Raw genomic sequence first — 25,907 nt, 5'->3', positions numbered from 1 at the left:
TCGGGCCACGCTCCCCCCATGGTCTGTGCTGACAGGAATTTCCCCGTGAAAATCGCCCATTACGCCACCCTATCCTCCCTTGTTCTGTTACTGGTTGCGGGAGGACAGGCGCTGGCCCTCTACCACGGCTGGCAACAGCTTGCCCGAACCAATCAGGCTCAGCATCAGCACGAAACGCTGCAACAACGGGTGACGGTGACCCTGCAAAACAGTCTTCGGGACTACCTCAACAGCGGCGATCCACAGCAACTGACCGCGGCGGAGAAGATCCGCCAGCAAGCGCTCTCCTCGCTGGCCGCTCAGGATGATGCCGTGGCAGCCCCGCTCAGGCAGCAACTCGAGCAGATGGCGCAGCGCATCGCGCACGACTATCAGGCCGCTGGCAAGCTCTCGGGCAACAGCCAGCTGCTGCAAAATGCGGAGAGTGAGCTGGGCAGCCAGGCTATGGCGCTGATCCGCTATGGGGAGCAAGGCGCCAGCACGGAACAATCTGCCGCGGCACAACAATATCGCCGCGGTGCGGCCGAGATCCTGGCGGGCCTGCCGCGCCTCGCCCATTTGCGCCAAAGCTATATGGAACAGGGCAATGAAAAGCTGCTCGAAGGGATCCGCTTCGAGCTGGAGGCACTGCAAAAACAGGCGCAAGCGCTGCAAGCCTTGCCGCTGCTCGGCCTGTATGAAGAGGCGCCCGCCGATGAGTTCACGCTGGGGGAGCCGGTACGCAAGGAGCTGGGAGATCAACCGCGCAGCGAATTACGCTCGCTGCTGGGCCGCTATCCACAGGAACTGGCCAACAGCCGCACGGCGCTACAACAGCAACAGGCTGGCCGCCAGACCGTGCAGCAAGACATCATGGCGATGTTGCAAGCGACCAGACAGATGGGGGAACAACTTGCCCGCGAGCGGCAAGCAGTCAATCAGGAGTTGGCCACCATCCTCGGTACGCTGGCGCTCTGTCTGGTGATAGTCGCTCTGCTGTTTGCGCTGGTGCAACGACGCTGGCTGCTCGCCCCCTTGTTGCGACTGCGTGGAGCCTTTCTGCAGCTCGATCAGACAGGGCAGGCCGAGCCGTTGCCTGCCGGGCGCGATCACAATGAGCTGGCCGATATCGTTGCCAGCTACAACCGACTGATCGGGCGCTTGCAACTGGACCAACAACAGAAAGAGGGGCTGCTGTCTGCGGTATCCCTCAGTCTGCAAGGAATGGTCTGTCAGGTTGACGAAATCCACCACAGCACCCGCACCACCGAACAGGTGGTCGACGAGAGCGGTCAGATGATGGATGAGCTGAACCAGCTGGCCGGAGAGGTCCATCAGGTCGCCGCCGACATCGCCCAGCATGCCCACCATAACGAACAGGCGATGAGCCAGAGCGAAGATCTGGTGGGTAGCATGCTGCACGCCACCCATCAGACTGGACTGGCAATTGACGAGAGTGATGAGGCGCTGAAAGCTCTCACCCGCTCGGTTGTCGATGTGATCGGTCATATCGCTCAGCAGACCAACTTGCTGGCCCTCAACGCCGCCATCGAAGCGGCCCGCGCTGGGGAACAGGGGCGCGGCTTTGCCGTGGTCGCCGATGAAGTGCGCCACCTCTCGGCCAATACCCAGCAATCCCTCAACCAGATCACCGATATTCTGGGGCGTCTGACCCAATCCGGTGAACAGCTTGGCACTGTACTGAACCGGATCACCAGCGAGTCAAGCCGCCAGCGGGCGCAGGTGGAACAACTGCGCCAGACCACCCAGGCGGTACGGGAGATCGCCCGCAACACCGCAGTGATCGCCCTGCAGGGCGCCGACAACGCCAAAAGTCAGGAGCACAAGCTGGCCAGTTTTGCCGATCTGATCGCCCATATCCATCAGCATGCCCGTCAGGTGAGTCAGCTATCGGTGCAGGTTTCGTCCCATATTCACCATCAGGCGCAGCAGATCCCCCGCATCCTCGGCCAGCAAGGCTGACCCCTACTCGCTCCACATCTTTGCCAGATCACTTTCCCTCGACCAGAGGGAAAGTTTTTTTGTGGCGCAAAATTATCTGTTAGCAACAGGTTAACAGACACCGCTTCCCCCGTACCGGATAAAACCCGCACTGGCGCTGGCTACAGCCTCAAGAAAACGCTCTCATCACCGTGTTGCCTGCCATGATGCTGTTTACGACCTTACCCATGATTATTTGCACTCGGTCATACTTTTGAAACGTTGAGGGAACTTTTCATTGATATTTCGCACCGCGAACGTACTCTTGAGTTGTCCGATAGCCAAGAATCGGAACATAAAAAAACAACATGTAATGATCAGGACTGCCAACGACAGATGTGCCAAGACATCCGGGTTTGCAGGTAACCAAGACACGATTTTTTGCCCTTCGGGGCTTTGATTGCAATGCCAATACCGAGCGGTAGGCCCGATGCCAACTGCCGGAAAAAAAAGCTAAGTCCATAAAATCAGGAGCAATAAAAATGGAAAAAGTGATCTTCAAGCGCGCCGCGTTGAGTGCCGCTGTGGTAGCCGCTCTGGTCGCGCCCGGTATGGCGTTGGCAGCTCAGGACTTGATGAGCCCGGAATATGGCCAGTCCTATGAAACTTTCGTCAAAGACTCCAAACTGACCGGCGGTCTGTTCTACTTCCAGCGTGATCGTCAGCGCATCGATGGTGACCCGACTGCCGCCAAGAAAGAAGGCAAATACCAGTCCAACCTGAGTCATTCCACTGTTCAAGCTGCTCTCAACTTCAACTCCGGTTATGCCTGGGACACCGTAGGTCTGGATCTGGGCGGCTTCGGTGCCTATGACTTGGCTGTTACCGAAAATCACCCGGTAAACCAGGAAAACGAATTCTCCTTCGCTGGCCGCACCTGGGGCAACAACGCCAAAGATGGCTCCCCTGAAGGTGGCTTCAGCCTCTCCAACGCAGCGATGAAGCTGAAATTCCTGGACGGCGGCATCACTGCCAAGGGTGGTTATACCCAGCTGTATGTCCCAGGCCAAATCGGTGTTAACTGGTCTTATCAACCGGGTACCTATCGTGGTGGTCAAGTCGAAGGCAACTTCGGCGGTCTCTACCTGACCTACGCCATCGCTGACGAGTACAAGGCTCCCTGGTACAAAGAGACTCAGGTATTCTCCCGTGCCAAAGCATGGATGGATCCGTTCGCTGACGAAAACGTCATCGACTACATCCACGGTATCGCAGCCCGTTACACCTTCGAAAATGGCACTGCTGTGACCGGCTCTTTCGGTCAGTCCGAAGGCTACATGGACAGCTACCACTTCAAACTGGCTCACAAGTTTGACGTAATGGGTGGCCTCTCCACCAGCTACCAGTTCTACGGTTCTGAAACCGAGACTTATACCAAGGGCACTTCCCAGATCGAAACTTATGATGGTCTGGCATGGCAACAAGCACTGACTGCAGCCTGGGGCATGGGCCCGTACGGCTTCCGTCTGGAAGGTCTGTGGACCAAGGCTGAAGGTAACGAAGGCAACTACCTGCCCCGTCTGACCCGTGGCTACGCCAACTCCCAGGGCGCCAACGAAATTTGGTGGGATTCCCGCTCTGACTGGAACGCCAACAACGAGAAAGCGCTGTTCTTCGGGGTGAGCCGTTCACTGGATGACCTGGTTGGTGCGCCAGGCTGGTCCGTCGGTGTATCCGGTGCTTACGGTTGGGATATCGAAACCGGTCAAGGCAAGAAAGCAGCCAACGGTGAAGATACCGAATGGGCTGCCAACTTCGACGTCACCTATACCGTGCAGGATGGCAAGCTGAAAGGCACCCTGTTCAAACTGCACTACACCGACTACAACAACGACATCAGCCAAGGCGGCGGTTGGACCGATTACCCCAACATCTTCGCCTCCGAGCACGACGTCAAGTTCCACATCATCATGCCGCTTACCTTTATGTAATCAGGCAAGACGATGTCAGCAAACCGGGCCACTTGGCCCGGTTTTCTTTTTTCCGGTTGGCAGCTAACATGCGAGCCGGATAAGGGTTTTATCCGCTCACCTGTCAGCACGCTTTTGTCAGCAGTCACAAGGACGCCATCATGCCCCGTTTTGTTCTGATCACAGGTTGTTCCAGCGGTATTGGCCTAGCCGCCGCGCAAGCGCTCGGGCAGCACGGTTTTACCGTGATCGCCTCGGCGCGCAAGGCGGAAGATGTGGCCCGTTTGCAGCAACAGGGATTACTGGCAGTACAACTGGATCTGGCGGATCCCGCCTCCATCGAACTGGGTGCCAGTGCGGCGCTCCATCTGGCGGGCGGGCGCCTCTATGGCCTGTTCAACAACGGCGCTTATGGCCAACCCGGGGCGTTGGAAGATCTGCCCACCGAGGCGCTCAGGGAGCAGTTCAATACCAACCTGTTTGGCTGGCACCATCTGATCCGTCAGGTGCTGCCGCCGATGCTGGAGGCCAAAGAGGGTCGGATAGTGCAGAACAGCTCGGTACTGGGGCTGGTTGCCATGAAGTATCGCGGCGCCTACAACGCCAGCAAATTTGCGCTGGAAGGTTATAGCGACACTCTGCGCCTCGAACTGGCGGGAAGCGGGGTACATATCAGCCTGATTGAACCGGGTCCCATCGATACCCGTTTTCGTGCCAATGCCCGCAGCGCCTTCTTACGCCACATCGACCCGGCCCAGAGCCGTCATCAATCGGCCTACCGCCAGACCCTGACGCGGCTGGAAAAAGAGGGTGCCACCAGCGGCTTTACCCTCTCCAGCACAGCCTGCATCCCGCCGCTGCTCCATGCGCTGACCCACGCCCATCCCAAGGCGCGCTATCCGGTGACCACTCCGACCCGGCTGTTTGCCTTCTTGCGACGGGTATTGCCCACTCGCTGGCTCGATAAACTGCTGGCCAAATCGGCCTGATCCCGTGATGGGCGACAAGCATCCTGCCGCCCAAGTGGCGTTAGCCGGGTAGCGGCGTCACCCGTCCCGCCAACCTGGTTTATCCCTCTCTTCAATAGTGCTCGCCATTGCTGTAGTAGGCACTCTTGACCAAGGGGATCACCTGCACCACCACATAGGTCTGCTCCCCCAGTACCTGTTTCAAATGGCGCGTGATAAGGCGTGCGGCGGCGTCCTGCATCTCCTGCGGCCGTTCGAACCAGTGCAGCTCGACAAACGGAAAACCCGCCTCTGGCTCGCCGTTGCGTATCCAGCAGCTATCAATCCGCTCCATGGTGACAAACTCCGGCTTGCCGCCGGTCAGCTCGCAAAGCTCGGCCAGCAGCGGGCCGCTCACCTGTTGCAGGGTATCGAGCGTCACGGCGCGAAAACGAAGATGGGGCATGGCAAACCTCTTGGTTATCTGAAATGAGGACTTATCATAGGAGTTATTGTCAGCAAGAGAAGTCACCCGGCGCATATTAAGGATCCCCATGAGATTTCATCGCACCCTCTTTGCCTTCCTGCTCTGCCTGCTGTTACCGCTGCACGCCTTTGCCGATCCCGCCTTCTATCGGGTGAGCAAGGGCAACCAGCAACACTGGCTGCTGGGCTCTATCCATGCGGGCAAGCCAGCCCTCTATCCTCTGCCCGAGCCGGTCGAGCGCGCCTGGCTGCAGAGCCGCGCACTGGTGATGGAGGTGGACATGAACAGCATCACGCCGGATCAGTGGCAACAGACCGGCTCCCTCACCCGGCTGGTGGATGGCAAACAGCTCAAGGATCATCTGCCTGCCGAGCTCTATCAACGCACCCTGATGGCGGGCGCCCGCTATGGCATCGACGAGGTTACCCTCGCCACCCTGCGCCCCTGGTTTGCCGCCATTACCCTGACCCAGGCCGCCATGGCCCGCTCCGACTTCAAGACTGAACTCGGGATAGACCAGCACTTTGCCACCCGGGCCGCCAAAGAGGGCAAGCCGGTAGTGGGCTTTGAAACCCTGCTGGAGCAGCTCGGTTATCTGGCCAGCGTGGGTGACAAGCAAACCCTGATGCTCGCCAGCACCCTGGATGAGCTGCCGATGCTGGAGAGCGGTTTCGCCGCCGTGATGAAGGCGTGGCAGCAGGGGGATGAGGCGACGCTGATCAATCTGCTCAAGGAGGAGATGGCTCCCCCCCCGTTGCAAAGCTGGATGGAGCAGACTCTGCTGGCCGAGCGCAACCATAACTGGCTGAAAAAATGGTCCACCCTGCCCAACGAGAGCTTTATCGTGGTAGGCGCCCTGCACCTTTACGGCGAACAGGGGTTGTTGGCGTTGCTGGAGCAGCAAGGGTGGCGCATTACCCCGCTCACCACACCGGGCCCTGTGCAGGCTCGGTAGCAAGGAGTCCAGTGAGAACGATCACAGATCGCGCTGGTTATTAAACAACCTGAGAGGGAGTTGATCGGGATCATCCCGGACGGGGCAAAGAGGTATTTATCATGCCTGTCATCAACCGGGTGACAGGAGCAATAAAATGGACTTTTGGCTGGACCTGATGTTTGGCAACAGCGTGGGATTGATGTCGATGCTGGTGATTATCGGCACCTTCTTGCTCATCAGCTCTTACGCGGCCTACTTCATCTACAAGGTGATGCACTCGCAACCGCCTCATTCACAGCAACCCCATTCTCAACAGCCCAAAGAGGGAAAATAATCCTCTGACCACAGGCGGCAGTTCACACTGACCGCCTGTGCTGTTTTATGGTTCGCGGCGGTGATTCCCGGGCCAGACTGCACCAGTGTCCATGCCGGGTGCCCCTTATCCCCTGACCCTTTCCCCGTTTTCTGTGCCGGTTGCGGCCGTTATAATGGCCGCCACTTTTTCTTATGGGGAGCCTGCCGTGTCTCATAACGACGAACTCTCGCTATTTATGAATGAAGTGGCCGACGTTCGGCCCATTCGCAGCGACAACATCCATCCCCATGCGGCCAAATCCGCCCCGACCGAGGCGCAGCTCGCTCGCCGTCAGGCTGCCACCGCCGAGCAACTCGCCCTCGACCACCTCACCATGGAGGCCATCGAGATGCGCGATCCGCACGAAATCATCGGCTTCAAGCGTGATGGGGTGCAGGAGGGGGTCTACAAGAAGCTGCGGCTCGGCAAATACGAGCTGCAAGCCAGCCTGGACTTGCACCAGAAAACCCTCAATGAGGCGCGCCAGACGCTGGTGCAGTTCATTGCGGATTGTGAAGTCCGGGATATCCGCTGCCTGCTTATCCTGCACGGCAAGGGGGAGCGCAGCACCCCGCGTGCCCTGCTGAAAAGCTATGTGAGCGCCTGGTTGCCGCAACTGCCCGCCGTCATGGCGATCCACAGTGCCGAGCGTCGCCACGGCGGCAGCGGTGCCCTCTATGTGCTGCTGCGCAAAAGCGAACGCAAAAAAGCGGAAAACCGCGAGCGGCACCAGAAGCGGCTCGGCTAATCCGCCTCTCGCCCCCACGCCTTTGGCCCGCCTGCATGATGGTGGTCAACGATGCTGCGGCGGTGTTAGCATCGAACGGCCCCGATCATGCCAGGTACGGGGCGGTATACCATCAGGGACGATAACAAGGACAATCCCATGTCATATCAAAAGCTTGAACAACATCAGCAACAGATCCACCGCTTTAGCCACCTCGCCGCCATCTGCGGCTGGGATCAGGCGGCCATGATGCCGGAAGGGGGCAACGATGCTCGCGCCGAAGCGATGGCCGAACTCGGTCTGCTGATCCACCAGAAGCGCACCGCTCCCGAGCTGGGCGACTGGATTGCCAAGGCCGAGAGTGAGCCGCTCGATGAAGTGCAACGGGCCAACCTCGGCGAGATCAAGCGCCAGTGGCAAGATGCCAGCCTGCTGCCCGGTGAGCTGGTCGAAGCGCTATCGCTCGCTGGCAGCAAGTGCGAGCACGCCTGGCGCAGCCAGCGCAAGCAAAACGACTGGGCCGGTTTTGCCCCCAATCTCGAGGAGGTGGTGAAACTCTCCCGTGACGTGGCGCAACTGCGGGCCGATGCGCTTGACGTGCGCCCCTACGACGCCATGCTGGCCCTCTATGAGCCGGGCATGACCAGCGCACGGCTCGATCAGATCTTCGGCGATCTGGCCAGCTGGCTGCCGGCTCTTATCCAGACCGTGAGTGAACAACAAAAGGGCGATGCCCTGCTGCTGCCGCAAGGCCCCTTCCCCATCCCCACCCAGCAGGCGCTCGGTCAGGAGGTGATGGGACTGCTCGGCTTTGACTTTGCCCACGGCCGTCTCGATGTGAGCAGCCACCCCTTCTGTGGCGGCGTGCCGACCGACGTGCGGATCACTACCCGCTATAACGAGCAGGAGTTTGTCTCCAGCCTGATGGGCATAGTGCACGAAACCGGTCACGCCCGTTACGAGCAGGGGCTGCCGCGCCATCTGCTGGGTCAGCCGGTGGCCGAGGCCCGCTCCATGGCGATCCACGAGAGCCAGAGCCTGTTTTGCGAGATGCAGCTGGGCCATCATCCGGCCTTCCTCGCGCTGCTGGCACCACGCATTCGTCACCACTTCGGCGAGCAGGCGGCGTTTGCGCCGGACAATCTGGCCAAGCTCTACAGCCGGGTCGAGCCGGGCTTTATCCGGGTCGATGCGGACGAGGTGACCTATCCGGCCCACGTCATTCTGCGCTACGAGCTGGAGCGCGATCTGGTGGAGGGGAAGATCGAGGTGGCCGACATCCCCGAGCTGTGGGATGCCAAGATGCAGCAGTGGCTGGGGCTCTCCACCCGGGGCAACGACCGCAATGGCTGCATGCAGGATATTCACTGGACCGGCGGCTCGTTCGGCTACTTCCCGAGCTACACCCTGGGCGCCATGTATGCCGCCCAGCTGCGTTTTGCACTCGAGAAAGAGCTGGGCAGCATGGGTGAGGTGATCGCAGCGGGCCGTCTGCCGGAGATCTTCGACTGGCTCGGTCGCAACATCTGGTCACAGGGGAGCCAGCACAGCACCGACGAGCTGGTGCGCCGCGCCACCGGTGAAGCGCTCAATCCGCACTGGCTGCGCCAGCATCTGGAACAGCGTTATCTGAAGTGATGCGTGCAGCAAACTAACTGCAGAACGGGGCCCTTTATAGTTGACCACTACAGGGCCCCGTTTTTATGGTGGTTCATTTTTATGGCGGTTTATGCCACAGCACGCCCTCACCATAATGTGGCTAACAGATTGATTCAGAGGGGATCAGGGGAACCCAGCAACTCGCGCAGTTGCAGGATATTGCCCTCAGGGTCGAAGGCGTTGCGCACCACAAAGCCGGGTCCTGTCCACTGCTGTGGCAGCAGGCCGCCACCGAGATCCGCCGCTTTCGCTTCTGCCCAGGCGAGACTGGAAACGGTGAAGAACAGCTTGATAGCCCCCTCTTCCCGCAGCGCCGGCGGCCTCTTGATAACGACTTGCCCAGCATAGGGCTCTGGAATGGCGTGGATCAACAGCTGGATATCACTGTTTTCCAGCACCACCAGCTGCTCATCCTGACTGCAGACCACCATCTGCAGCAGCGTACGGTAAAACAGGGTCAGCAGGCCCGGATCCTTGGCATAGATCAGGGCACCGGCACGAGCGGGTCCTGGCATGGCAATCTCCTCCTTGGGGGTTGTCACCCCAGATTCGCACACTTGCCTTGCCAAACCGATCTGTTTTTCATGCCCCCGGGTCACGCACACGGCTTCGGCTTTATTTCAATGACTGTCCGTTTCTGGCTAGTCATCCCTCTCGATCCTGCTTAGTCTCTCACTCATCCGGGCCGCAGCGCCCGCCCCGTTTTCGGCGCAAGGAGCCACCGATGCCAACAGATCACGCCATGACGATGCCGCCAGCTACAGAGGCTGAATCAGGCCTCCCGCTCAGCGCCGAGCAGTGCCACGCCGCACGGCTCGCCCGCGACGCTCGCTTTGATGGCCGTTTTTTTACCGGCGTACTCTCGACCGGCATCTACTGCCGGCCGGTCTGCCCGGCACGGCCACCGCACGAGCACAATGTACGCTACTTCCAAAGCGCCGCAGCTGCCGAGCAGTATGGGCTGCGGCCCTGCCTGCGCTGCCGCCCTGAGCTGGCCCCCGCCGCCCGTGGCGATCTGCCGGTTGAACTGGCACGTCTGCTGGCGCGCATCGATCGTGGCGAGCTGGCTGACGGCACGCTCGCCAAACTGGCCGCTGAGGCCGGGATCAGCGAACGTACCCTGCGCCGCCAATTCGAGCAGCACCTCGGCGCCTCGCCAAAACAGGTGGAGCAGACGCGCCGCCTGTTGCTCGCGAAACGACTGCTGACCGAAACCGGGCTGTCCATTACCGACATCGCGTTTGCCGCCGGTTTTGCCAGCATCCGCCGCTTCAACGACGCCTGGCTGAACGCCTACGGACTGGCCCCGCGCACCCTGCGCCAGCAGGAGCAGCACGCTGACGCGCCAGAACAAATGAGCGCGCAGCCACGCGGCGCAACCCTGACGCTGCAACTGCCCTACCGCCCCCCGTATGACGTGGCGGCCATGCTGGCGTTCTACCGGCTGCGGGCGATCCCTGGGCTGGAGCGGGTAGATGGCGAGGTGTATGAGCGGCGCTACCGGGTCGGCGATCAGGTCGCGTTGGTGCGTATCGCGCAGGGCAAGGGGCATAGCCTGCAGCTCACCGTCCATGATCTGCCGCTCGCGGCGCTGCCCGATCTGCTCTATCGGGTGCGCAGGATGTGGGATCTCGATGCCGATATGCAGCGGATTGGAGATCTGCTCGGTCAGGATCCGCTGCTCGCGCGTTTGCAGACGCGCTGGCCGGGCGTACGGCTGCCGGGGGGCTGGGATGAGTACGAGGTGATGCTGCGCGCCATCGTCGGCCAGCAGGTCTCGGTCAAGGGGGCCATCACCATACTGGGGAGACTGGTAGCCCGCACCGAGGCGCAATTCGGGGTGGCGCAACTACCGACCCCCGCCCTGTTGTGCGAACTCGATCTCGACGGCATCGGCATGCCCGGCAGCCGTATTCGTACCCTGCGGGGAGTGGCGCAGGCACTGGCCAGCGGTGAGCTGACCCTCACGACAGCCAGTGATGAGCAGTTGCTGGCACTACCGGGCATAGGCCCCTGGACGGTCTCTTACTGGCGGCTGCGCTGCGGGATGGATACCGATACTTTCCCCGCTTCCGATCTGGTGCTGCAAAAGGCACTCGGCGGCGGCAGCAAACTGCCGGTAAAAGAGGTGTTGGCGCAAAGCGCAGCATGGCAGCCGTGGCGCAGCTATGCGGCCAGCTGGCTGTGGCATGCCATGAGTGAAGCGCCCGATTTGCTACTCCGTGCCACTGGCAACGAAAACCAGCAGGATAGCCAACAACAGGAGATAACCCCATGATCCGCTACGATATCCTGCCGACCCGCTGCGGCGATCTGCTGGTCGCCATCAATGAATCCGGTCTGGTGCACGTGGACTTTGTGGCGGGCCTGCGGGCACTGCCCGATATGAGTGGCTGGCAGCAAGATCACGAGACTCTGGCCCCCTTCCTCGCCGAATTTGACGCCTATTTTGCCGGTCGCTTGCAGCGCTTCTCCCTGCCCCTTGCCGCCCGTGGCACCGACTTTCAGCAGGCGGTGTGGCAAGCGCTGTGCGAAATCCCCTACGGCGAAACCCGCAGCTACAGCGATATCGCTCGCACCATCGGCAAACCCGATGCGGTGCGGGCAGTGGGCGCGGCGAATGGCCGCAATCCGCTCTCGATCATCGTCCCCTGCCATCGGGTGATCGGCCAAAACGGCAACCTGACCGGCTATGCGGGGGGATTGGAGATTAAAAAAACGCTGCTGGCGCTGGAGAGGGACAATTAAAGGAGGGTAGGCAGAGAACCTGCGATAAAAATTGCCCCTTTCCGGATGGAGAAAGGGGCTCATGGATCAGCGTTTCAGGCTGCCCATCACATGCATTTCGCAGCGGTTGCAGTCAAAGCGCAGGCGGAAGGTGTCTTTACCCATCTTGAGTTCCAGCGGCTCGGCCTTGAGACCTGGCACCTCGTTCGGGCAGAGGTTCTGGCTATAGCGGATGCAGTGTTTGGTGATCATCAGCACCACTTCCCGCTCCTCCTTGTTCGCCTCATAGGCGGGAGCAATCTGCTCCACCCCGTGTTCGCGGAAGAACTGCTCGGCCGCGCTGTTCAGCACATTGCCAAGGTAGGAGAGACGGTGCTGGGGATAGTTGATATCCCGCAGGGCAATGCGTCGCTCGGGGCGCTGGTAGCTGGCCACGCGTGCGGCCTCCAGCGCGGCGATACCATCCCGGCGCAAGCCGTTGAGCTGTGATGCGGCGATAAATAGCGGGTGAGTGAATGCCAACTCAATCTTGCGCGCCACAAACAGGGTATTGCCGAGTTTGCCGAGCTGGTCACGCGCCTGTTGCAGCGCCCGCTCCGGATTGTCGGCAGGCTGTTTGTCGCAAGACAGCGTCACCGCGGCGCTGATACCCTGCTCGTCGGTGAGCGTGAGGCTCACGCCCTCATCGCACTCTGCCAGCACCATATCGACCCGGATACGGCGATCCGCGCTCGCCTTCTCCAGCATCTTGCTGAACGCCTGATCGTGGTTGCGGTAGATTTCTGTCCCCACCTTCAGCCCCGGCATGCGTTCTGACAGGAGTAACTGCTTACCTTCGACTTTGTTGAGGCGCATCCCCACCAGCTCGTTATTCGGCTTGAAGAAGCCCAGACCGTCGCCGTTGTTGAGGGTGACCTGTTTGCCATCAATCTCGATGCCGTCACGGGTCACCTTGGTAACACGCCCCAGCGGCTCGCCCACATATTTTGGGCTCTTGGTGGAGTCGATCCCCTGCTGGCGGCCATGGAGGAAGTAGTCGGTGCTGCCACGGTTGAAGCTCTTCTTGGGGTCAGGCGTGAAGCCGTAGCTGCAACGACCCGCAGAGGCAGCCACCAGATCGGAGCGGCTATCCAGAATGGCGTCCAGCTTCTGCCGATACCAGGCGGTGACGTTTTTGACGTAGTCGAGCCCCTTGAGACGCCCTTCAATCTTGAAGGAGCGGATCCCCGCCTCGATCAACGCCTCCAGGTTGTCGGTCTGATCCATATCCTTGAGGGACAACAGGTGGCTGTCGGCCACCAGCACTTCGCCATCCGGCTTTTGCAGCGAGCAAGGCAGACGGCAGAGCTGGGCACACTCACCGCGGTTGGCACTGCGGCCGGTACGGGCATGGCTGATGTTGCACTGGCCGCTGTAGGAGACGCAGAGCGCACCGTGGATAAAAAACTCCAGCTGCACATTGGTCGCCGCACTGATCTCGCGGATCTGCGCCAGCGACAGTTCGCGCGCCAGCACCACCTGAGAGAAGCCCACATCCTGCAGAAACTTCACCTTCTCCGGGGTGCGGTTGTCAGTCTGGGTACTGGCATGAAGGGCGATGGGTGGCAGATCGAGCGCCAGCAGCCCCATATCTTGGACGATGAGCGCATCTGCTCCCGCTTCATATATTTGGTGGGTCAGGCGCCGGGCCTGTTCCAGCTCATGATCGTGCAGCAAGGTGTTGAAGGCTACAAAGACCTGGGCACCGAAGCGATGGGCGTGGCGCGCCAGCGCTTCGATATCTTCGATGGTGTTGCCCGCCGCGCTGCGGGCGCCAAAGGCAGGGCCGCCGATGTAAACGGCATCGGCGCCATGGTTGATGGCTTCGATGCCGTAGGCGAGGTTCTTGGCCGGAGCCAGCAGCTCCAACCGGTTGTTGTGGCTTAACGGGTGCTTGTTCTGGTGCATGGTCTCGGGATCAGGGCAGACAGCAAATGGGCGCTACTCTAGCCCATTCACCACCCGCGTGCCTTGATCCCGCTTAAGGTATCCGCAAAATGCAGGATTAGATAACCACCTTGAGTGCCAGTCCCAGCAGCACCAAGCCGCTCACCTTATCGATGACAAAGGATTTGGCTTTAAGCCACGCCAGCACAGGCCCGCGCGAGAGCACCAGCGCCACCAGCACGTACCAGACGGCATCGATCCCGCCCGCGGTGAGCATCATGATGCCCCCTTCGCTCCAACCGGTATCGGCCCGCACAAACTGGCTGAACAGAGCGATGAAGAAAACCGCCAGCTGGGGGTTAAGGAAGGCCACCATAAAACCTTCAAAGGCCCCTTGCCGACCACGCAGCTGGTGAACTTCTTCACTCGCGTCACCACTGGCTGGTTTTGCCAGCAGGGCTTTCACCCCAAGCCAGGCAAGAAACGCAGCGCCGCCGTAGCGGATCAGATCAAACAGGATAGGGGTCTGGGTGATCAGGATCGAGAGGCCAAGCGCGGTGACCAGCGCATAGATACCAACCCCGAGGCCGTGGCCAAGCGCCGTGGCGACGCCGTGCCCTTGCCCGCCCTGCACCGTGTTGCGGATGATCAGCGCCAGACTCGGCCCCGGGCTGATGGCGCCCATCACGCAGATTGCGGCCAGTGCCAGCCAACTCGTCAGTTCCATGCATTTCCTCTTTATATGCTCGATATGATGACCTGCATTCAGGGTACGGGCTGAGCCATTATGCCAGTAGTGAAAGTTATGAATAGATTCCATAACCAATGGCTATGGCACCACACAACTGACTGGGGCTAACCGCCGAGATCGAGCAGCTTGCGACTCTCGCCGACGGTACGTTGCAGGTGATCCCGCAGGAAGGGGTAGGCCAGCTCGCGAAACCAGCGGTGAGCCGGATCCTGATGATGGCGCTGATGCCACAGCAGATGATACTGCTGGTCGCGGGTAGCAAAGGGCAGATCGACAAAGGTGAGCTCATGGCCACAGGATAGCTGCCAGGCGATATGAGCCGGAGTGGTCATCAGGCAATCGGTGCGCAGCAACACCTCAACCGCAGCCTGAAAGAAGGGAACTCTGGCAAACCAGCGCCGACTCAGTCCCTGCGGCGCCAATACCTGCTCAACCGGGCTGTCCTTGTCACCACCGCCACTCACCTGCAGGTGAGGCCAGGCGAGATAGTCATCGAGATTAAGCGTCTTGCCTGCCAACGGGTGGTGACATCCCATCAGCACCGCCAGCCGATCTTCCCCCTGATGCAGACCACGGATCTGCTCCGGTACCTGCTCGGTGATGGTGGAGACCAGATCGAGCTCGGACTGCCACAGTTGCGGCAGCTGACGCTTGTCCCACAGGCTGTACTCCAGCGCCGCCAACGGCGCCTCTTTGGCGAGCGCGGCACAGATATCGGGCAGGATATGCTGGGCCACATAATCGGAGGAGGCGAGCCGAAATACCCGCTCGCAGCGGCTCGGGTCAAACCCGGGGGCCTCGTAGAGCCGCTCCAGCGCACCGAGAGAATCCGCCAGCTGGGCGGCCAGCGCTTCGGCCCTTGGCGTCAGCAGCCAGCGTTGCCCCTCCCGCACCAGCAACTCGTCGTCAAACTCGCTGCGCAACTGGGCAAGCTGCTTGCTGATGGAGGGCTGACTCAGGTGCAACAGCTCGGCGGCGCGGCTGATATTGCGGGTTTCCAGCAGTACCTTGAGGGTCGGCAACAAGTTGAGATTGGCTCTGAGCAAGGAGATACCCTCATCGGTGGTGAAACGCCTATCTTAGGGCAGAGGAGTCCCGCGTTTTAAGCAAAATTTCCAGCCACGCTCAGCACCTTGCAGCCCTTTGCGACCAGATGGCACAGCTGAGCCCCCCGCACATAACCATGACCACAAGATGACAGTGGTTGTCTCGTACGGCATAATTGCACGATTTTCCGCCCGCGGGCGATCCACTTTGAGAAGCGGTAACAAGATGAAATACGCCAATATCACCGGCTGGGGCAAATGCCTGCCTCCCTCCGTGCTGACCAACGACGACCTCAGCACCATCATGGATACGTCAGACGAGTGGATCTATCCGCGCACCGGCATCAAGGCCCGCCGGATCTCCCATGTCAGCACTTCGGATCTCGCCACTCTGGCCGGTCGCCGTGCACTGGCCTGCGCAGGTCTGGAAGCGAGCGACCTCGATGGCATCATCCTGGCCACCGCCACCCCGGACAACCTGCTGCCAAGCGCGGCCTCTGCGGTGCAGAAGAAGCTCGGGGCCGTCAACGCCGCCGTGTTTGACCTCAATGCGGCCTGCACCGGTTTCGTCTACTCCCTCTCCGTCGCCACCTCGCTGGTGCAGACCGGCATGATGAAGAAGGTGCTGGTGATCGGTGCCGAGCGCCTTACCTACCTGCTGGACTGGGCACGCCGCGATACCGCCGTGCTGTTTGGCGACGGGGCAGGTGCCGTGGTGATCGAGGCAAGCGAGCAGGAGTGTGGCCTGATCGCCAACAAGCTGGGCTGTGACAGCGAAGCGCGGGAGATCCTGCACGTACCGAACTTCGGTACCGATCGGGTGCGTTTTGCCGATATCGATGGGCTATTCACCTTCAACTTCGAAGGGCCGGAGATCTTCAAACGCGCCGTGCGCGGCATGGGTGAGGCCACCAGCACTGTGCTGGCGCAGGCCGGTATTGCACCGGAGCAGGTCGACCTGATCGTGCCGCACCAGGCCAATATCCGCATCATCGAGACCCTCGCCAAGCGGATGAATGCGCCGATGGAGAAGGTGATGGTCAACATCGAAAATTACGGCAACACCTCCGCCGCCACTGTGCCCATCGCCCTGTGTGAAGCGCTGGAGCAGGGCCGCGTCCAGCCAAACTCCTATCTGCTGACCGCCGCTTTCGGTGCCGGTCTGACCTGGGGTGCCGCCATCATCAAGTGGGGCGATCGCGTCACCCCCATCAAGGCGTGCGATGCCGAATTGCCCCCTGCGACCAGAGTGCGCTGGAGCTCATCGCCCACGCCGTGGAAGGGTGCCAGAAGGCCCACGCCAACGAGGCGTGATCCTCATCAGGAGCCTGAATCCTCAGGCTCCTTGCTCCCCCTGCCCCGTTTCCCTCCTCTTTTGTGACACCGCTTTTCTAACCTGGCCTCTTGAGGCTACAGGGATGCCCCACCATATCCTTAGCAGAGGGCCTACTTCGAAGTGACAAGAGTGAGCGCATAAAAAAGTCCGGCTCCCCTTGGGGAGCCGGACTTTTTACATCAATCGGAACAGGTCCGGTATCAGGCAAGCAGATTACTCTGCAGCAGGCGCTTCTTCAGCAGCCGGAGCGGCGTCAGCAGCAGGTGCAGCTGCTTCGGTCGGGGCGTTCGCTTCCTTGATGGAGAGACGTACGCGGCCCTGACGGTCCACTTCCAGTACCTTGACCTTGACCACGTCACCGATGGTCAGGTGGTCAGCCACGTTCTGTACGCGCGCGTCGGTGATCTGGGAGATGTGTACCAGACCATCTTTGCCCGGCAGAATGTTGACGAATGCACCGAAATCGGCCAGACGGACCACTTTACCTTCATAGATGCGGTTCACTTCGATCTCGGCGGTGATGGCCTCGATGCGACGGATCGCTTCCATGGCGGCTTCGTTGGCCACGGCGGAGATACGTACAGTACCGTCATCATCCAGCTCGATGTTGGTGCCGGTCTCTTCGGTCAGCGCACGGATCACGGAACCACCCTTACCGATCACATCCTTGATCTTCTCAGGATTGATCTTGATGGTGTGGATACGCGGTGCGAAATCGGAGATTTGGGCACGCGGAGCCTGGATGGCTTCGTCCATCACTTTCAGGATGTGCAGACGAGCGCCACGAGCTTGCTTCAGCGCAATCTCCATGATCTCTTTGGTGATGCCTTCGATCTTGATGTCCATCTGCAGCGCGGTCACACCTTCGGTGGTACCGGCCACTTTGAAGTCCATGTCGCCCAGGTGGTCTTCGTCACCCAGGATGTCGGACAACACCACGAAACCTTCTTCTTCCTTCACCAGACCCATGGCGATACCGGCAACGGAGGCTTTGATCGGCACACCGGCATCCATCAGCGCCAGGGAGGAACCACAGACAGAGGCCATGGAGGAGGAACCGTTGGATTCGGTGATTTCAGAGACCACGCGCACCACGTACGGGAACTCGGCGGCGCTCGGCATCACGGCAGCAACGCCGCGCTTGGCCAGACGGCCGTGACCGATTTCACGACGCTTCGGGCTACCCATCATACCGGTCTCACCGACGCAGTATGGCGGGAAGTTGTAGTGCAGCATGAAGCGATCGGCACGGTTGCCGGTCAGCTCGTCGATGTTCTGCGCGTCACGCTCGGTACCCAGAGTGGCGACCACGATAGCCTGAGTTTCACCACGAGTGAACAGGGCAGAACCGTGAGCACGGGGCAGAATGCCGGTACCTACGCTCAGGGCGCGGATCATTTCCGGATCGCGACCATCGATGCGCGGCTCGCCACGTACGACGCGACCACGAACGATGCGGCTTTCCAGGCTGTGGAACTCTTCGCCGATCTTCTTGGCGTCGATTTCCACGCCGGACGCGATAACTTGCTCAACCACACGACCCTTGATGGCAGCGATGGTTTCGTAACGAACAGCCTTCTCGGTGATGCGGTAGGCTTCACCCAACTCGGCAGTCGCCAGCTCGGCAACCTTGGCTTTCAGCGCTTCGTTGACGGCAGGCGGAGTCCAGTCCCACGGCTTGGTGCCGACGGCAGCGGCAAACTCGTTGATCGCATTGATCACGGTCTGCATCTGGTCGTGACCAAATACCACGGCGCCCAGCATCACCTCTTCGGAGAGAATGGCCGCTTCGGACTCAACCATCAGTACCGCGTTGGCTGTACCGGCAACCACCAGGTCCAGATCGCTCTGCGGCAGTTCGGTGGTGGTCGGGTTCAGCACATACTGACCGTTCATGTAACCCACGCGAGCAGCGCCAATCGGGCCACCAAACGGGATACCGGAGATTGCCAGTGCCGCAGAGGCACCGATCATGGCAACGATGTCTGGGGATACGGCCGGATTCACGGACATAACAGTCGCAACGACCTGAACCTCATTGAGGAAGCCTTCCGGGAACAGCGGGCGAATAGGACGGTCGATCAGACGGGAGATAAGGGTCTCGCCTTCGCTCGGACGGCCTTCACGACGGAAGAAACCACCCGGGATACGACCAGCAGCATAGGTACGCTCCTGATAGTTGACGGTCAGCGGGAAGAAATCACGGCCGTGATCGGCCTCTTTCTTGCCAACTACGGTCACAAATACGCAGGTATCGTCCATGCTGACCATAACGGCCGCAGTGGCTTGACGGGCCATCACACCGGTTTCCAGCGTGACGGTGTGTTGACCGTACTGGAATGACTTTACAATAGGATTCACGTGAATTTCCTTTTTACAATTTGGCTCTTTAAATTCGCGCACAAGTATACTTGATTCGATGCAAAAGGTAAGCGGCGACGCGAATTCTGTGAGGCAGGCAACGGCTTGAAGAGCAATAAAAAAAGGGGAACCTGATGGTTCCCCTTTTTCGCGAAATCTGATGGTCGATTAACGACGCAGACCCAGCTTGGCGATCAGAGCAGCGTAACGCTGAACGTCTTTACGCTTCAGGTAGTCCAGCAGCTTACGACGCTGGGAAACCATGCGCAGCAGACCGCGACGACCGTGGTGGTCCTTGGAGTGCTCTTTGAAGTGACCTTGCAGATGGTTGATCTGAGCAGTCAGCAGGGCAACTTGCACTTCGGGGGAGCCAGTGTCGTTGGCGCAACGAGCGTTGTCAGCAACGATGGAAGCTTTGATCTCAGCATTTAGAGACATGGTATTACTCCAGTAGAGTGTTTAAAGGTTCACAGCCAATCTCTAATTCAGCCGTGAAATGAGGGCGGTATCATAATCGTCCCCGCCCCTTTACGCAATGATAAAGACGCGCGCTGGCAAAGTGATGCCGATACCGCCCGAGGATTACTCCTCGTCGCGATCGTCGTGATAACGCACCAGTCGCTTGGGCGCGACGCGGCCATCATCATCAATCTCGCCAACCCCGATGAACTCGCGCTCCGGGCCGACCGTCATGCGAACCTGACCGCTTTGCGGCGCGCCGGCCACCTGCACGGCCTGGCCCTGATTCACATAGGCAGCCACAACGGCCAGCATGTTCACCTCGGGCAGGGAAGCCACGGCGGTATCCATCGGCAGCAACAGCGGATCCAGCTGCTCACGCGGCGGGATGCTCTCGGCCTTGGCCTGCTCGAAGATGCACTCAAGCTGCTCAAGCGTCAGCATCCGATCATACGGATAGCTGGCCACCTGGGTACGTCGCAGTTGGGAGACGTGAGCACCACAACCCAGCACTTCACCCAGATCATCCACCAGAGAGCGGATGTAGGTGCCCTTGCTGCAGTGTACTTCGAGGCGCACTTCATCACCTTCAAAGCTCAGCAGTTTGAGCTCGAATACTGTGATGGGACGGGCTTCGCGCTCGATCTCGATGCCTTCGCGGGCATATTCGTAGAGCGGACGACCGTTATGCTTGAGCGCCGAGTACATGGAGGGCACCTGCATGATCGGGCCGCGGAAATGGTCCAGCGCCTCGATCAGGGTACCGACCGCCACGTTCACCGGACGGGTGGAGACCACCTCACCGTCGGAGTCGCTGGTGTTGGTGCGCTCGCCCAGCTTGGCGGTCACCTCATAGCGCTTGTCCGCTTCCAGCAGATACTGGGAGAACTTGGTGGCCTCACCGAGGCAGATCGGCAGCATGCCGGTCGCCAGCGGATCCAGTGCGCCGGTGTGACCGGCCTTGGCGGCGTTGTAGATGCGCTTGACCTTCTGCAACACATCGTTGGAGGTCAGGCCGGTCGGCTTGTCCAGCAGCAGAATGCCGTGCACATCACGGCCCTTGAAACGACGTCTTCGGGTCATCTCAGGCTTTATCCTCAGTCGTATCATCCGGTGCGGATTCAGCTTCTTCGTCACGGCCGGATTCGGCCATGCGACGCTTGTCTTCACGCACAGTGTTGGTCACCAGGTTGGAGAGACGCATCCCCTCGACCAGGGTCTGGTCGTAGTAGAAACGCAGCTCGGGCACCACGCGCAGACGCATGGCGCTGCCCAGCAGGCTACGAATATAGCCGGCAGCTTCGGTCAGACCCTGCAAGCCTTCCTTGATGCGCTCGGCATCATTTTCCAGCTGCAAGAAGGTAACGTAAATTTTGGCATAGTTGAGGTCACGGGACACTTCCACATCGGAAACGGTCACCATGCCGATGCGCGGGTCTTTCACCTCGCGCTGCAGGATCAGCGCGATTTCACGCTGGATCTGCTGTCCGACCCGACGGGTCCGGCTGAATTCTCTGGCCATATTCTATCCTGCGATAAAAGGGGGCCGCGGCCCCCTATTTTGTCTAACTCTCGGCTTACAGAGTCCGTTGGATTTCAACAGTCTCGTAAACTTCGATCTGGTCGCCTTCGCGCACGTCGTTGTAGTTCTTGACCGCGATACCGCACTCGTAGCCGTTGCGAACTTCGTTGACGTCATCCTTGAAGCGGCGCAGGGATTCCAGCTCGCCTTCATAGATAACCACGTTGTCACGCAGAACGCGGATACGGTTGGAACGCTTGACCACACCTTCGGTAACCATACAGCCGGCAACGGCGCCGAACTTCGGAGACTTGAAGACGCTACGCACTTCAGCCAGACCGATGATTTCCTGACGATACTCAGGGGCCAGCTTGCCGCTCATGGCCTGCTTCACTTCGTCGATCAGGTCATAGATGACGGAGTAGTAACGCAGATCCAGGCTCTCGGATTCGATGACCTTGCGCGCAGAAGCGTCGGCACGGACGTTGAAACCCACCAGGATGGCGCTGGAAGCAGCAGCCAGGGTCGCGTCGGTTTCGGTGATACCACCTACGCCGGAACCCACGATCTTCACCTTCACTTCGTCGGTGGAGAGTTTGACCAGCGCATCGCAGATCGCTTCCACAGAACCCTGTACGTCGGCCTTGATCACCACATTCACTTCGGACACTTCGCCCTCGGTCATGTTGGCGAACATGTTTTCCAGCTTGGCCTTCTGCTGGCGAGCCAGCTTGACTTCGCGGAACTTGCCCTGACGGTAGAGCGCCACTTCACGGGCTTTCTTCTCGTCACGGACAACGGTGGCTTCGTCACCGGCAGAGGGAACGCCGGACAGACCCAGGATTTCCACCGGCAGGGACGGACCCGCTTCCTTGATCTCGCGACCCAGTTCGTCACGCATGGCGCGAACACGGCCGTACTCGAGACCACACAGCACGATGTCACCCTGACGCAGAGTACCTTCTTGTACCAGTACGGTAGCAACCGGACCACGACCTTTATCCAGGAAGGATTCGATCACGACGCCGTTGGCCATGCCATCAACCACCGCTTTCAGTTCCAGCACTTCAGACTGGATCAGGATGGCTTCCAGCAGATCGTCGATGCCTTCGCCAGACTTGGCGGATACGTGCACAAATTGGCAGTCTCCACCCCAATCTTCGGACATGACGTTGTAACGGGCCAGCTCGGTCTTGACGCGATCCGGATCCGCTTCCGGCTTGTCGATCTTGTTGACCGCAACAACCAGCGGCACACCCGCTGCCTTGGCGTGCTGGATAGCTTCGATGGTTTGCGGCATGACGCCGTCATCGGCAGCAACAACCAGCACCACGATATCGGTCGCCTTGGCACCACGAGCACGCATGGAGGTAAACGCCGCGTGACCCGGGGTATCCAGGAAGGTGATCATGCCACTGTCAGTTTCGACGTGGTAAGCACCGATATGCTGGGTAATACCACCGGCTTCGCCCGCAGCAACCTTGGCTTTACGAATGTAGTCCAGCAGCGAGGTCTTACCGTGGTCAACGTGACCCATGATGGTGACAACCGGTGCGCGCGGCTTGGCTTCGGAGGTCTCGTCACGATCGGACAGTACCGCCTCTTCCAGCTCGTTCTCACGACGCAGCACCACCTTGTGACCCATCTCCTCGGCGACCAGCTGAGCGGTCTCCTGGTCGATCACCTGGTTGATGGTGGCCATGGCACCCATCTTCATCATCGCCTTGATGACTTCAACGCCCTTGACGGCCATCTTGTTGGCCAGTTCGGCCACAGTGATGGTCTCGCCGATGACGACGTCGCGGTTCACCACGGCAGCAGGCTTGTTGAAGCCGTGCTTCATAGCGTTCGGCATGGCGACCTTGCCACGCTTGCCTTTACGGGCACGCGGGTTGCGAGAATCGCGATCATCTTCACGACGACCGGCTTTCTTCGGGGCCTTGGCAGCAGCGGCAGTGCGGCGGCTGGTCTCTTCTTTCCGATCCAACTCGTCTTCTGCGGCTTGCGCATGCTTGTTGGTGGTCAGATGGTAGTCGCTGCTCTCTTTGGCGCGAGCGGCCTCTTCTTCAGCCCAGCGGGCTGCGTTCTGTTCCGCCATGAGACGAGCCTCTTCGGCTTTCTTCGCGGCGAGTTCTTCAGCTTTTTGCAAAGCTGTTTGTTCCTGTTGGCGCTTCAGTTCTTCTGCTTCGCGCTTGGCCATCTTTTCTGCCTCTTGCTGAGCTGTGCTACCGGCTGCTTTGGCGGGCTGTGGAGCCTGTCGAGCCTTTTGTTGTGCCTCGATCCGCGCCTTTTCCTCAGCTTCACGATGAGCCTGCTCAGCCTCACGGCGAGCCTTCTCTTCAGCATCGAAACGGGCCTTTTCTTCGGCCTCGCGACGAGCTTTTTCTTCTGCTTCCAAACGCGCTGTTTCCTCGGCTTCCGCCTGGCGCTGCTCATCTTCCAGCGCCGAACGTCTTACATAGGTGCGAGACTTGCGCACTTCTACCTGCACTTCCTTGTTCTTGCCGCCAGTACCCTGAACACTGATGGTGCTCTTGGTCTTGCGCTGCAAAGTCATGCGGGCAGGTGCGGCGACCTCGTCACCTCCATGCTGTTTCTTCAGATGGGCCAGCAGTGTCTGTTTCTCAGACTCGCTGACCATGTCGTCGGCCTTGCTCTTGCTGATACCGGCATCGACAAACTGCTGGAGAAGACGATCAACCGGTGTGTCGATGTCAGTGGCAAGTTGTTTGACTGATACTTCTGCCATTCATTTTCCTCCGTTTGATCTTACTCAGACTGCTCTTCTCCGAACCAACAGATGTTGCGAGCAGCCATAATGAGCTCACCGGCTTTCTCTGCCGTCAGCCCTTCAATATCAGCAAGGTCATCGATGCCTTGCTCTGCCAAATCTTCCAGGGTACCAATACCGCGTGCGGCCAGGGCGTACGCCATGTCACGGCCAAGGCCGTTCAAACTGAGCAGATCTTCGGACGGCTCGACGCCATCGAAAGACTCTTCTTTGGCCAGAGCCTTGGTAGTCAGGGCATCTTTGGCGCGTTTGCGCAGCTCTTCCACCATATCTTCGTCCAGACCATCGATCGCCAGCAGCTCGTTGACCGGGACAAAGGCGATCTCTTCCAGGGTAGAGAAGCCCTCTTCCATCAGCAGACCGGCGAAATCGTCATCGATATCCAGGGTGCTGGTGAACAGGTTCATGATGCGGTCGTTTTCAGCCTGGTGCTTAGCACGCATGTCCTCAACGGTCATCACGTTCAGCTCCCAACCGGTCAGCTGGGAGGCCAGACGCACGTTCTGACCATTGCGACCGATGGCCTGAGCCAGGTTGGCCGCTTCCACGGCGATATCCATGGTGTGGTTATCTTCATCAACGATGATGGAGGCCACATCGGCAGGCGCCATGGCATTGATCACGTACTGGGCCGGGTTGTCATCGTACAGCACGATGTCAGCGCGCTCACCGCTCAGCTCGGCGGAGACAGCTTGCACACGGGCTCCACGCATACCGATACAGGCACCGATCGGGTCGATACGACGATCGTTGGTCTTCACCGCGATCTTGGCGCGGGAACCCGGATCACGGGCAGCACCCATGATTTCGATCATCTCTTCACCGATTTCCGGTACTTCGATGCGGAACAACTCTTTCAGGAAGTCCGGGCTGGAACGGCTGACAAACAGCTGGGAACCACGTGCTTCCGGACGGACTGCGTAGAGCAGGCCACGGACACGGTCGCCCGGGCGGAAGGTTTCACGCGGCAGCATGTCGTCGCGGAAGATCACGGCTTCAGCATTGCTGCCCAGATCCAGAATGATGTTGTCGCGGTTGCTCTTCTTGACCACACCACTGATGATGGTGCCTTCTTTATCTTTAAACTGATCAACGACCTGTGAACGCTCGGCTTCGCGCACTTTCTGCACGATAACCTGCTTGGCGGTCTGGGTAGTGATACGGTCGAAGGTCACAGAGTCGATCTGGTCTTCAACATACTCACCGATCTGGATTTCCGGCTGATCAATCTGCGCCGCTTCCAGGGTGATTTCAGCATAGGGGTTTTCCATCGCGGCTTGATCCGCAATGACGACCCAGCGACGATAAGTGTCGTAGTCACCGGTCTTGCGATCGATCTCGACCCGAACTTCAATCTCGCCTTCATATTTCTTCTTGGTCGCAGTCGCCAGCGCGGTTTCCAGAGCCTGGAAGATCTTCTCGCGGGGTACCGCTTTCTCGTTGGATACTGCGTCAACGACCAGCAAAATCTCTTTATTCATATCCGATAGCCTCGTTAACCAAAGTTCGGCACTATGTTCGCTTTTTGGATATTGGTGAAAGCCAACACGTCGTCCTTACCATCTACTGTCAGGGTGATCATGTCGCCTTGCACAGCTTTGATTACGCCTTTGAACTTGCGGCGGTTGTTTGTTGCCATCCGAAGCGTTACCGCCGCCTCTTGGCCAACGTATTTTTCGAAATGGGCAACCTTGAACAGGGGACGATCCAGGCCTGGGGAGGACACCTCGAGGTAGTACTCCTCGGTGATGGGATCTTCGACGTCCATGATGGCGCCAACCTGATGGCTGACCTCAGCACAGTTCTCGACAGTCACACCCTGCTCGCCGTCGATATAGACACGCAAGGTGGAGTGTTTACCCGCACGGATAAACTCAATACCCCAAAGTTCAAAACCCAAGGCAACGACCGGAGCCTCGAGCAGATCGGTCAAACGTTGTTCCAACGTAGCCAAAGTCACCCTCCGAAAAACAAAAAAAGGGCATA

General features: G+C 59.5%; 21 protein-coding genes and 1 pseudogene. 10 read left to right on the top strand and 12 right to left on the bottom strand.

Annotation, left to right across the window (positions count from 1 at the left end; genetic code table 11):
- Window positions 1–45: 45 nt before the first annotated feature.
- The 3 genes from NMD14_04895 (at window position 46) to NMD14_04885 (ending at window position 4,879) form a co-directional block, all read left to right on the top strand.
- The gene (locus NMD14_04895; protein ID XEI33764.1) at window positions 46–1,962 is read left to right on the top strand and encodes a methyl-accepting chemotaxis protein; all 1,917 of its coding nucleotides are present in this window, start codon (window positions 46–48) and stop codon (window positions 1,960–1,962) included.
- A gap of 500 nt (window positions 1,963–2,462) precedes the next feature.
- Window positions 2,463–3,911 (top strand): OprD family porin, encoded by a 1,449-nt coding sequence (locus NMD14_04890; protein ID XEI33763.1) that lies wholly within the window; start codon window positions 2,463–2,465, stop codon window positions 3,909–3,911.
- Window positions 3,912–4,051: 140 nt separating this feature from the next.
- Window positions 4,052–4,879, top strand: a complete 828-nt coding sequence (locus tag NMD14_04885) for an SDR family oxidoreductase (protein ID XEI33762.1) — start codon at window positions 4,052–4,054, stop codon at window positions 4,877–4,879.
- 91 nt (window positions 4,880–4,970) lie between these two features.
- Here the strand turns inward: NMD14_04885 and NMD14_04880 are convergent, their stop codons facing one another.
- Entirely contained in the window at window positions 4,971–5,303 is a 333-nt protein-coding gene (locus NMD14_04880; GenBank protein XEI33761.1) for a DUF1904 domain-containing protein, read from the bottom strand.
- Window positions 5,304–5,391: 88 nt separating this feature from the next.
- Here NMD14_04880 and NMD14_04875 point away from each other — a divergent pair, with 88 nt between their 5' ends.
- The 4 genes from NMD14_04875 to NMD14_04860 all read left to right on the top strand — a co-directional run bounded on the left by NMD14_04875 (window position 5,392) and on the right by NMD14_04860 (window position 8,981).
- Window positions 5,392–6,279: a TraB/GumN family protein gene (locus NMD14_04875; GenBank protein ID XEI33760.1), complete on the top strand. Its 888-nt coding sequence runs from the start codon at window positions 5,392–5,394 to the stop codon at window positions 6,277–6,279.
- 136 nt (window positions 6,280–6,415) lie between these two features.
- Window positions 6,416–6,595: a DUF3149 domain-containing protein gene (locus tag NMD14_04870; protein ID XEI33759.1), complete on the top strand. Its 180-nt coding sequence runs from the start codon at window positions 6,416–6,418 to the stop codon at window positions 6,593–6,595.
- A 187-nt stretch (window positions 6,596–6,782) separates the two neighbouring features.
- The gene (gene smrA, locus NMD14_04865; GenBank protein ID XEI33758.1) at window positions 6,783–7,364 is read left to right on the top strand and encodes a DNA endonuclease SmrA; all 582 of its coding nucleotides are present in this window, start codon (window positions 6,783–6,785) and stop codon (window positions 7,362–7,364) included.
- Between the two features lie 138 nt (window positions 7,365–7,502).
- Window positions 7,503–8,981, top strand: coding sequence for a carboxypeptidase M32 (locus NMD14_04860; GenBank protein ID XEI33757.1), 1,479 nt, complete (start codon window positions 7,503–7,505; stop codon window positions 8,979–8,981).
- A 134-nt stretch (window positions 8,982–9,115) separates the two neighbouring features.
- Here NMD14_04860 and NMD14_04855 read toward each other — a convergent pair whose 3' ends face one another.
- The gene (locus tag NMD14_04855) at window positions 9,116–9,517 is read right to left on the bottom strand and encodes a glyoxalase/bleomycin resistance/dioxygenase family protein (GenBank protein XEI33756.1); all 402 of its coding nucleotides are present in this window, start codon (window positions 9,515–9,517) and stop codon (window positions 9,116–9,118) included.
- Between the two features lie 209 nt (window positions 9,518–9,726).
- Here NMD14_04855 and NMD14_04850 point away from each other — a divergent pair, with 209 nt between their 5' ends.
- A complete protein-coding gene (locus NMD14_04850; protein XEI33755.1) occupies window positions 9,727–11,280 on the top strand; it encodes a helix-turn-helix domain-containing protein in 1,554 nt (517 codons plus the stop codon).
- Entirely contained in the window at window positions 11,277–11,750 is a 474-nt protein-coding gene (locus NMD14_04845; protein XEI33754.1) for a methylated-DNA--[protein]-cysteine S-methyltransferase, read from the top strand. Before NMD14_04850 ends, NMD14_04845 begins: the two co-directional genes overlap by 4 nt.
- Window positions 11,751–11,816: 66 nt before the next feature.
- Here the strand turns inward: NMD14_04845 and NMD14_04840 are convergent, their stop codons facing one another.
- From NMD14_04840 to NMD14_04830, 3 genes are all read right to left on the bottom strand, one after another.
- Window positions 11,817–13,676, bottom strand: a complete 1,860-nt coding sequence (locus NMD14_04840) for a U32 family peptidase (protein XEI33753.1) — start codon at window positions 13,674–13,676, stop codon at window positions 11,817–11,819.
- A gap of 97 nt (window positions 13,677–13,773) precedes the next feature.
- The gene (locus tag NMD14_04835; GenBank protein ID XEI33752.1) at window positions 13,774–14,382 is read right to left on the bottom strand and encodes a LysE family translocator; all 609 of its coding nucleotides are present in this window, start codon (window positions 14,380–14,382) and stop codon (window positions 13,774–13,776) included.
- Between the two features lie 128 nt (window positions 14,383–14,510).
- Window positions 14,511–15,452, bottom strand: a complete 942-nt coding sequence (locus NMD14_04830; protein XEI33751.1) for a LysR family transcriptional regulator — start codon at window positions 15,450–15,452, stop codon at window positions 14,511–14,513.
- A gap of 226 nt (window positions 15,453–15,678) precedes the next feature.
- Here NMD14_04830 and NMD14_04825 point away from each other — a divergent pair.
- Window positions 15,679–16,766 (top strand): annotated as a pseudogene (locus tag NMD14_04825) (ketoacyl-ACP synthase III).
- A gap of 235 nt (window positions 16,767–17,001) precedes the next feature.
- Here NMD14_04825 and pnp read toward each other — a convergent pair.
- The 7 genes from pnp to rimP all read right to left on the bottom strand — a co-directional run bounded on the left by pnp (window position 17,002) and on the right by rimP (window position 25,875).
- On the bottom strand, window positions 17,002–19,149 hold the full coding sequence (pnp, locus tag NMD14_04820) for a polyribonucleotide nucleotidyltransferase (GenBank protein XEI33750.1): 2,148 nt from the start codon (window positions 19,147–19,149) through the stop codon (window positions 17,002–17,004).
- Window positions 19,150–19,317: 168 nt separating this feature from the next.
- A complete protein-coding gene (gene rpsO / locus NMD14_04815; protein ID XEI33749.1) occupies window positions 19,318–19,587 on the bottom strand; it encodes a 30S ribosomal protein S15 in 270 nt (89 codons plus the stop codon).
- 144 nt (window positions 19,588–19,731) lie between these two features.
- Window positions 19,732–20,691, bottom strand: a complete 960-nt coding sequence (truB, locus tag NMD14_04810; GenBank protein XEI33748.1) for a tRNA pseudouridine(55) synthase TruB — start codon at window positions 20,689–20,691, stop codon at window positions 19,732–19,734.
- 1 nt (window position 20,692) lies between these two features.
- Entirely contained in the window at window positions 20,693–21,130 is a 438-nt protein-coding gene (gene rbfA, locus NMD14_04805; GenBank protein ID XEI33747.1) for a 30S ribosome-binding factor RbfA, read from the bottom strand.
- Window positions 21,131–21,185: 55 nt separating this feature from the next.
- Window positions 21,186–23,879, bottom strand: a complete 2,694-nt coding sequence (infB, locus tag NMD14_04800; GenBank protein XEI33746.1) for a translation initiation factor IF-2 — start codon at window positions 23,877–23,879, stop codon at window positions 21,186–21,188.
- Window positions 23,880–23,899: 20 nt separating this feature from the next.
- On the bottom strand, window positions 23,900–25,402 hold the full coding sequence (gene nusA / locus NMD14_04795; GenBank protein ID XEI33745.1) for a transcription termination factor NusA: 1,503 nt from the start codon (window positions 25,400–25,402) through the stop codon (window positions 23,900–23,902).
- Between the two features lie 14 nt (window positions 25,403–25,416).
- Window positions 25,417–25,875, bottom strand: coding sequence for a ribosome maturation factor RimP (gene rimP, locus NMD14_04790; protein XEI33744.1), 459 nt, complete (start codon window positions 25,873–25,875; stop codon window positions 25,417–25,419).
- Window positions 25,876–25,907: the final 32 nt, after the last annotated feature.

This window comes from Aeromonas veronii (assembly GCA_041319085.1).
Lineage (GTDB): Bacteria > Pseudomonadota > Gammaproteobacteria > Enterobacterales > Aeromonadaceae > Aeromonas > Aeromonas veronii_F.
The sequence above is the reverse complement of the archived record's forward strand: the minus strand, read 5'-3'. Positions and strand labels throughout refer to the sequence as shown.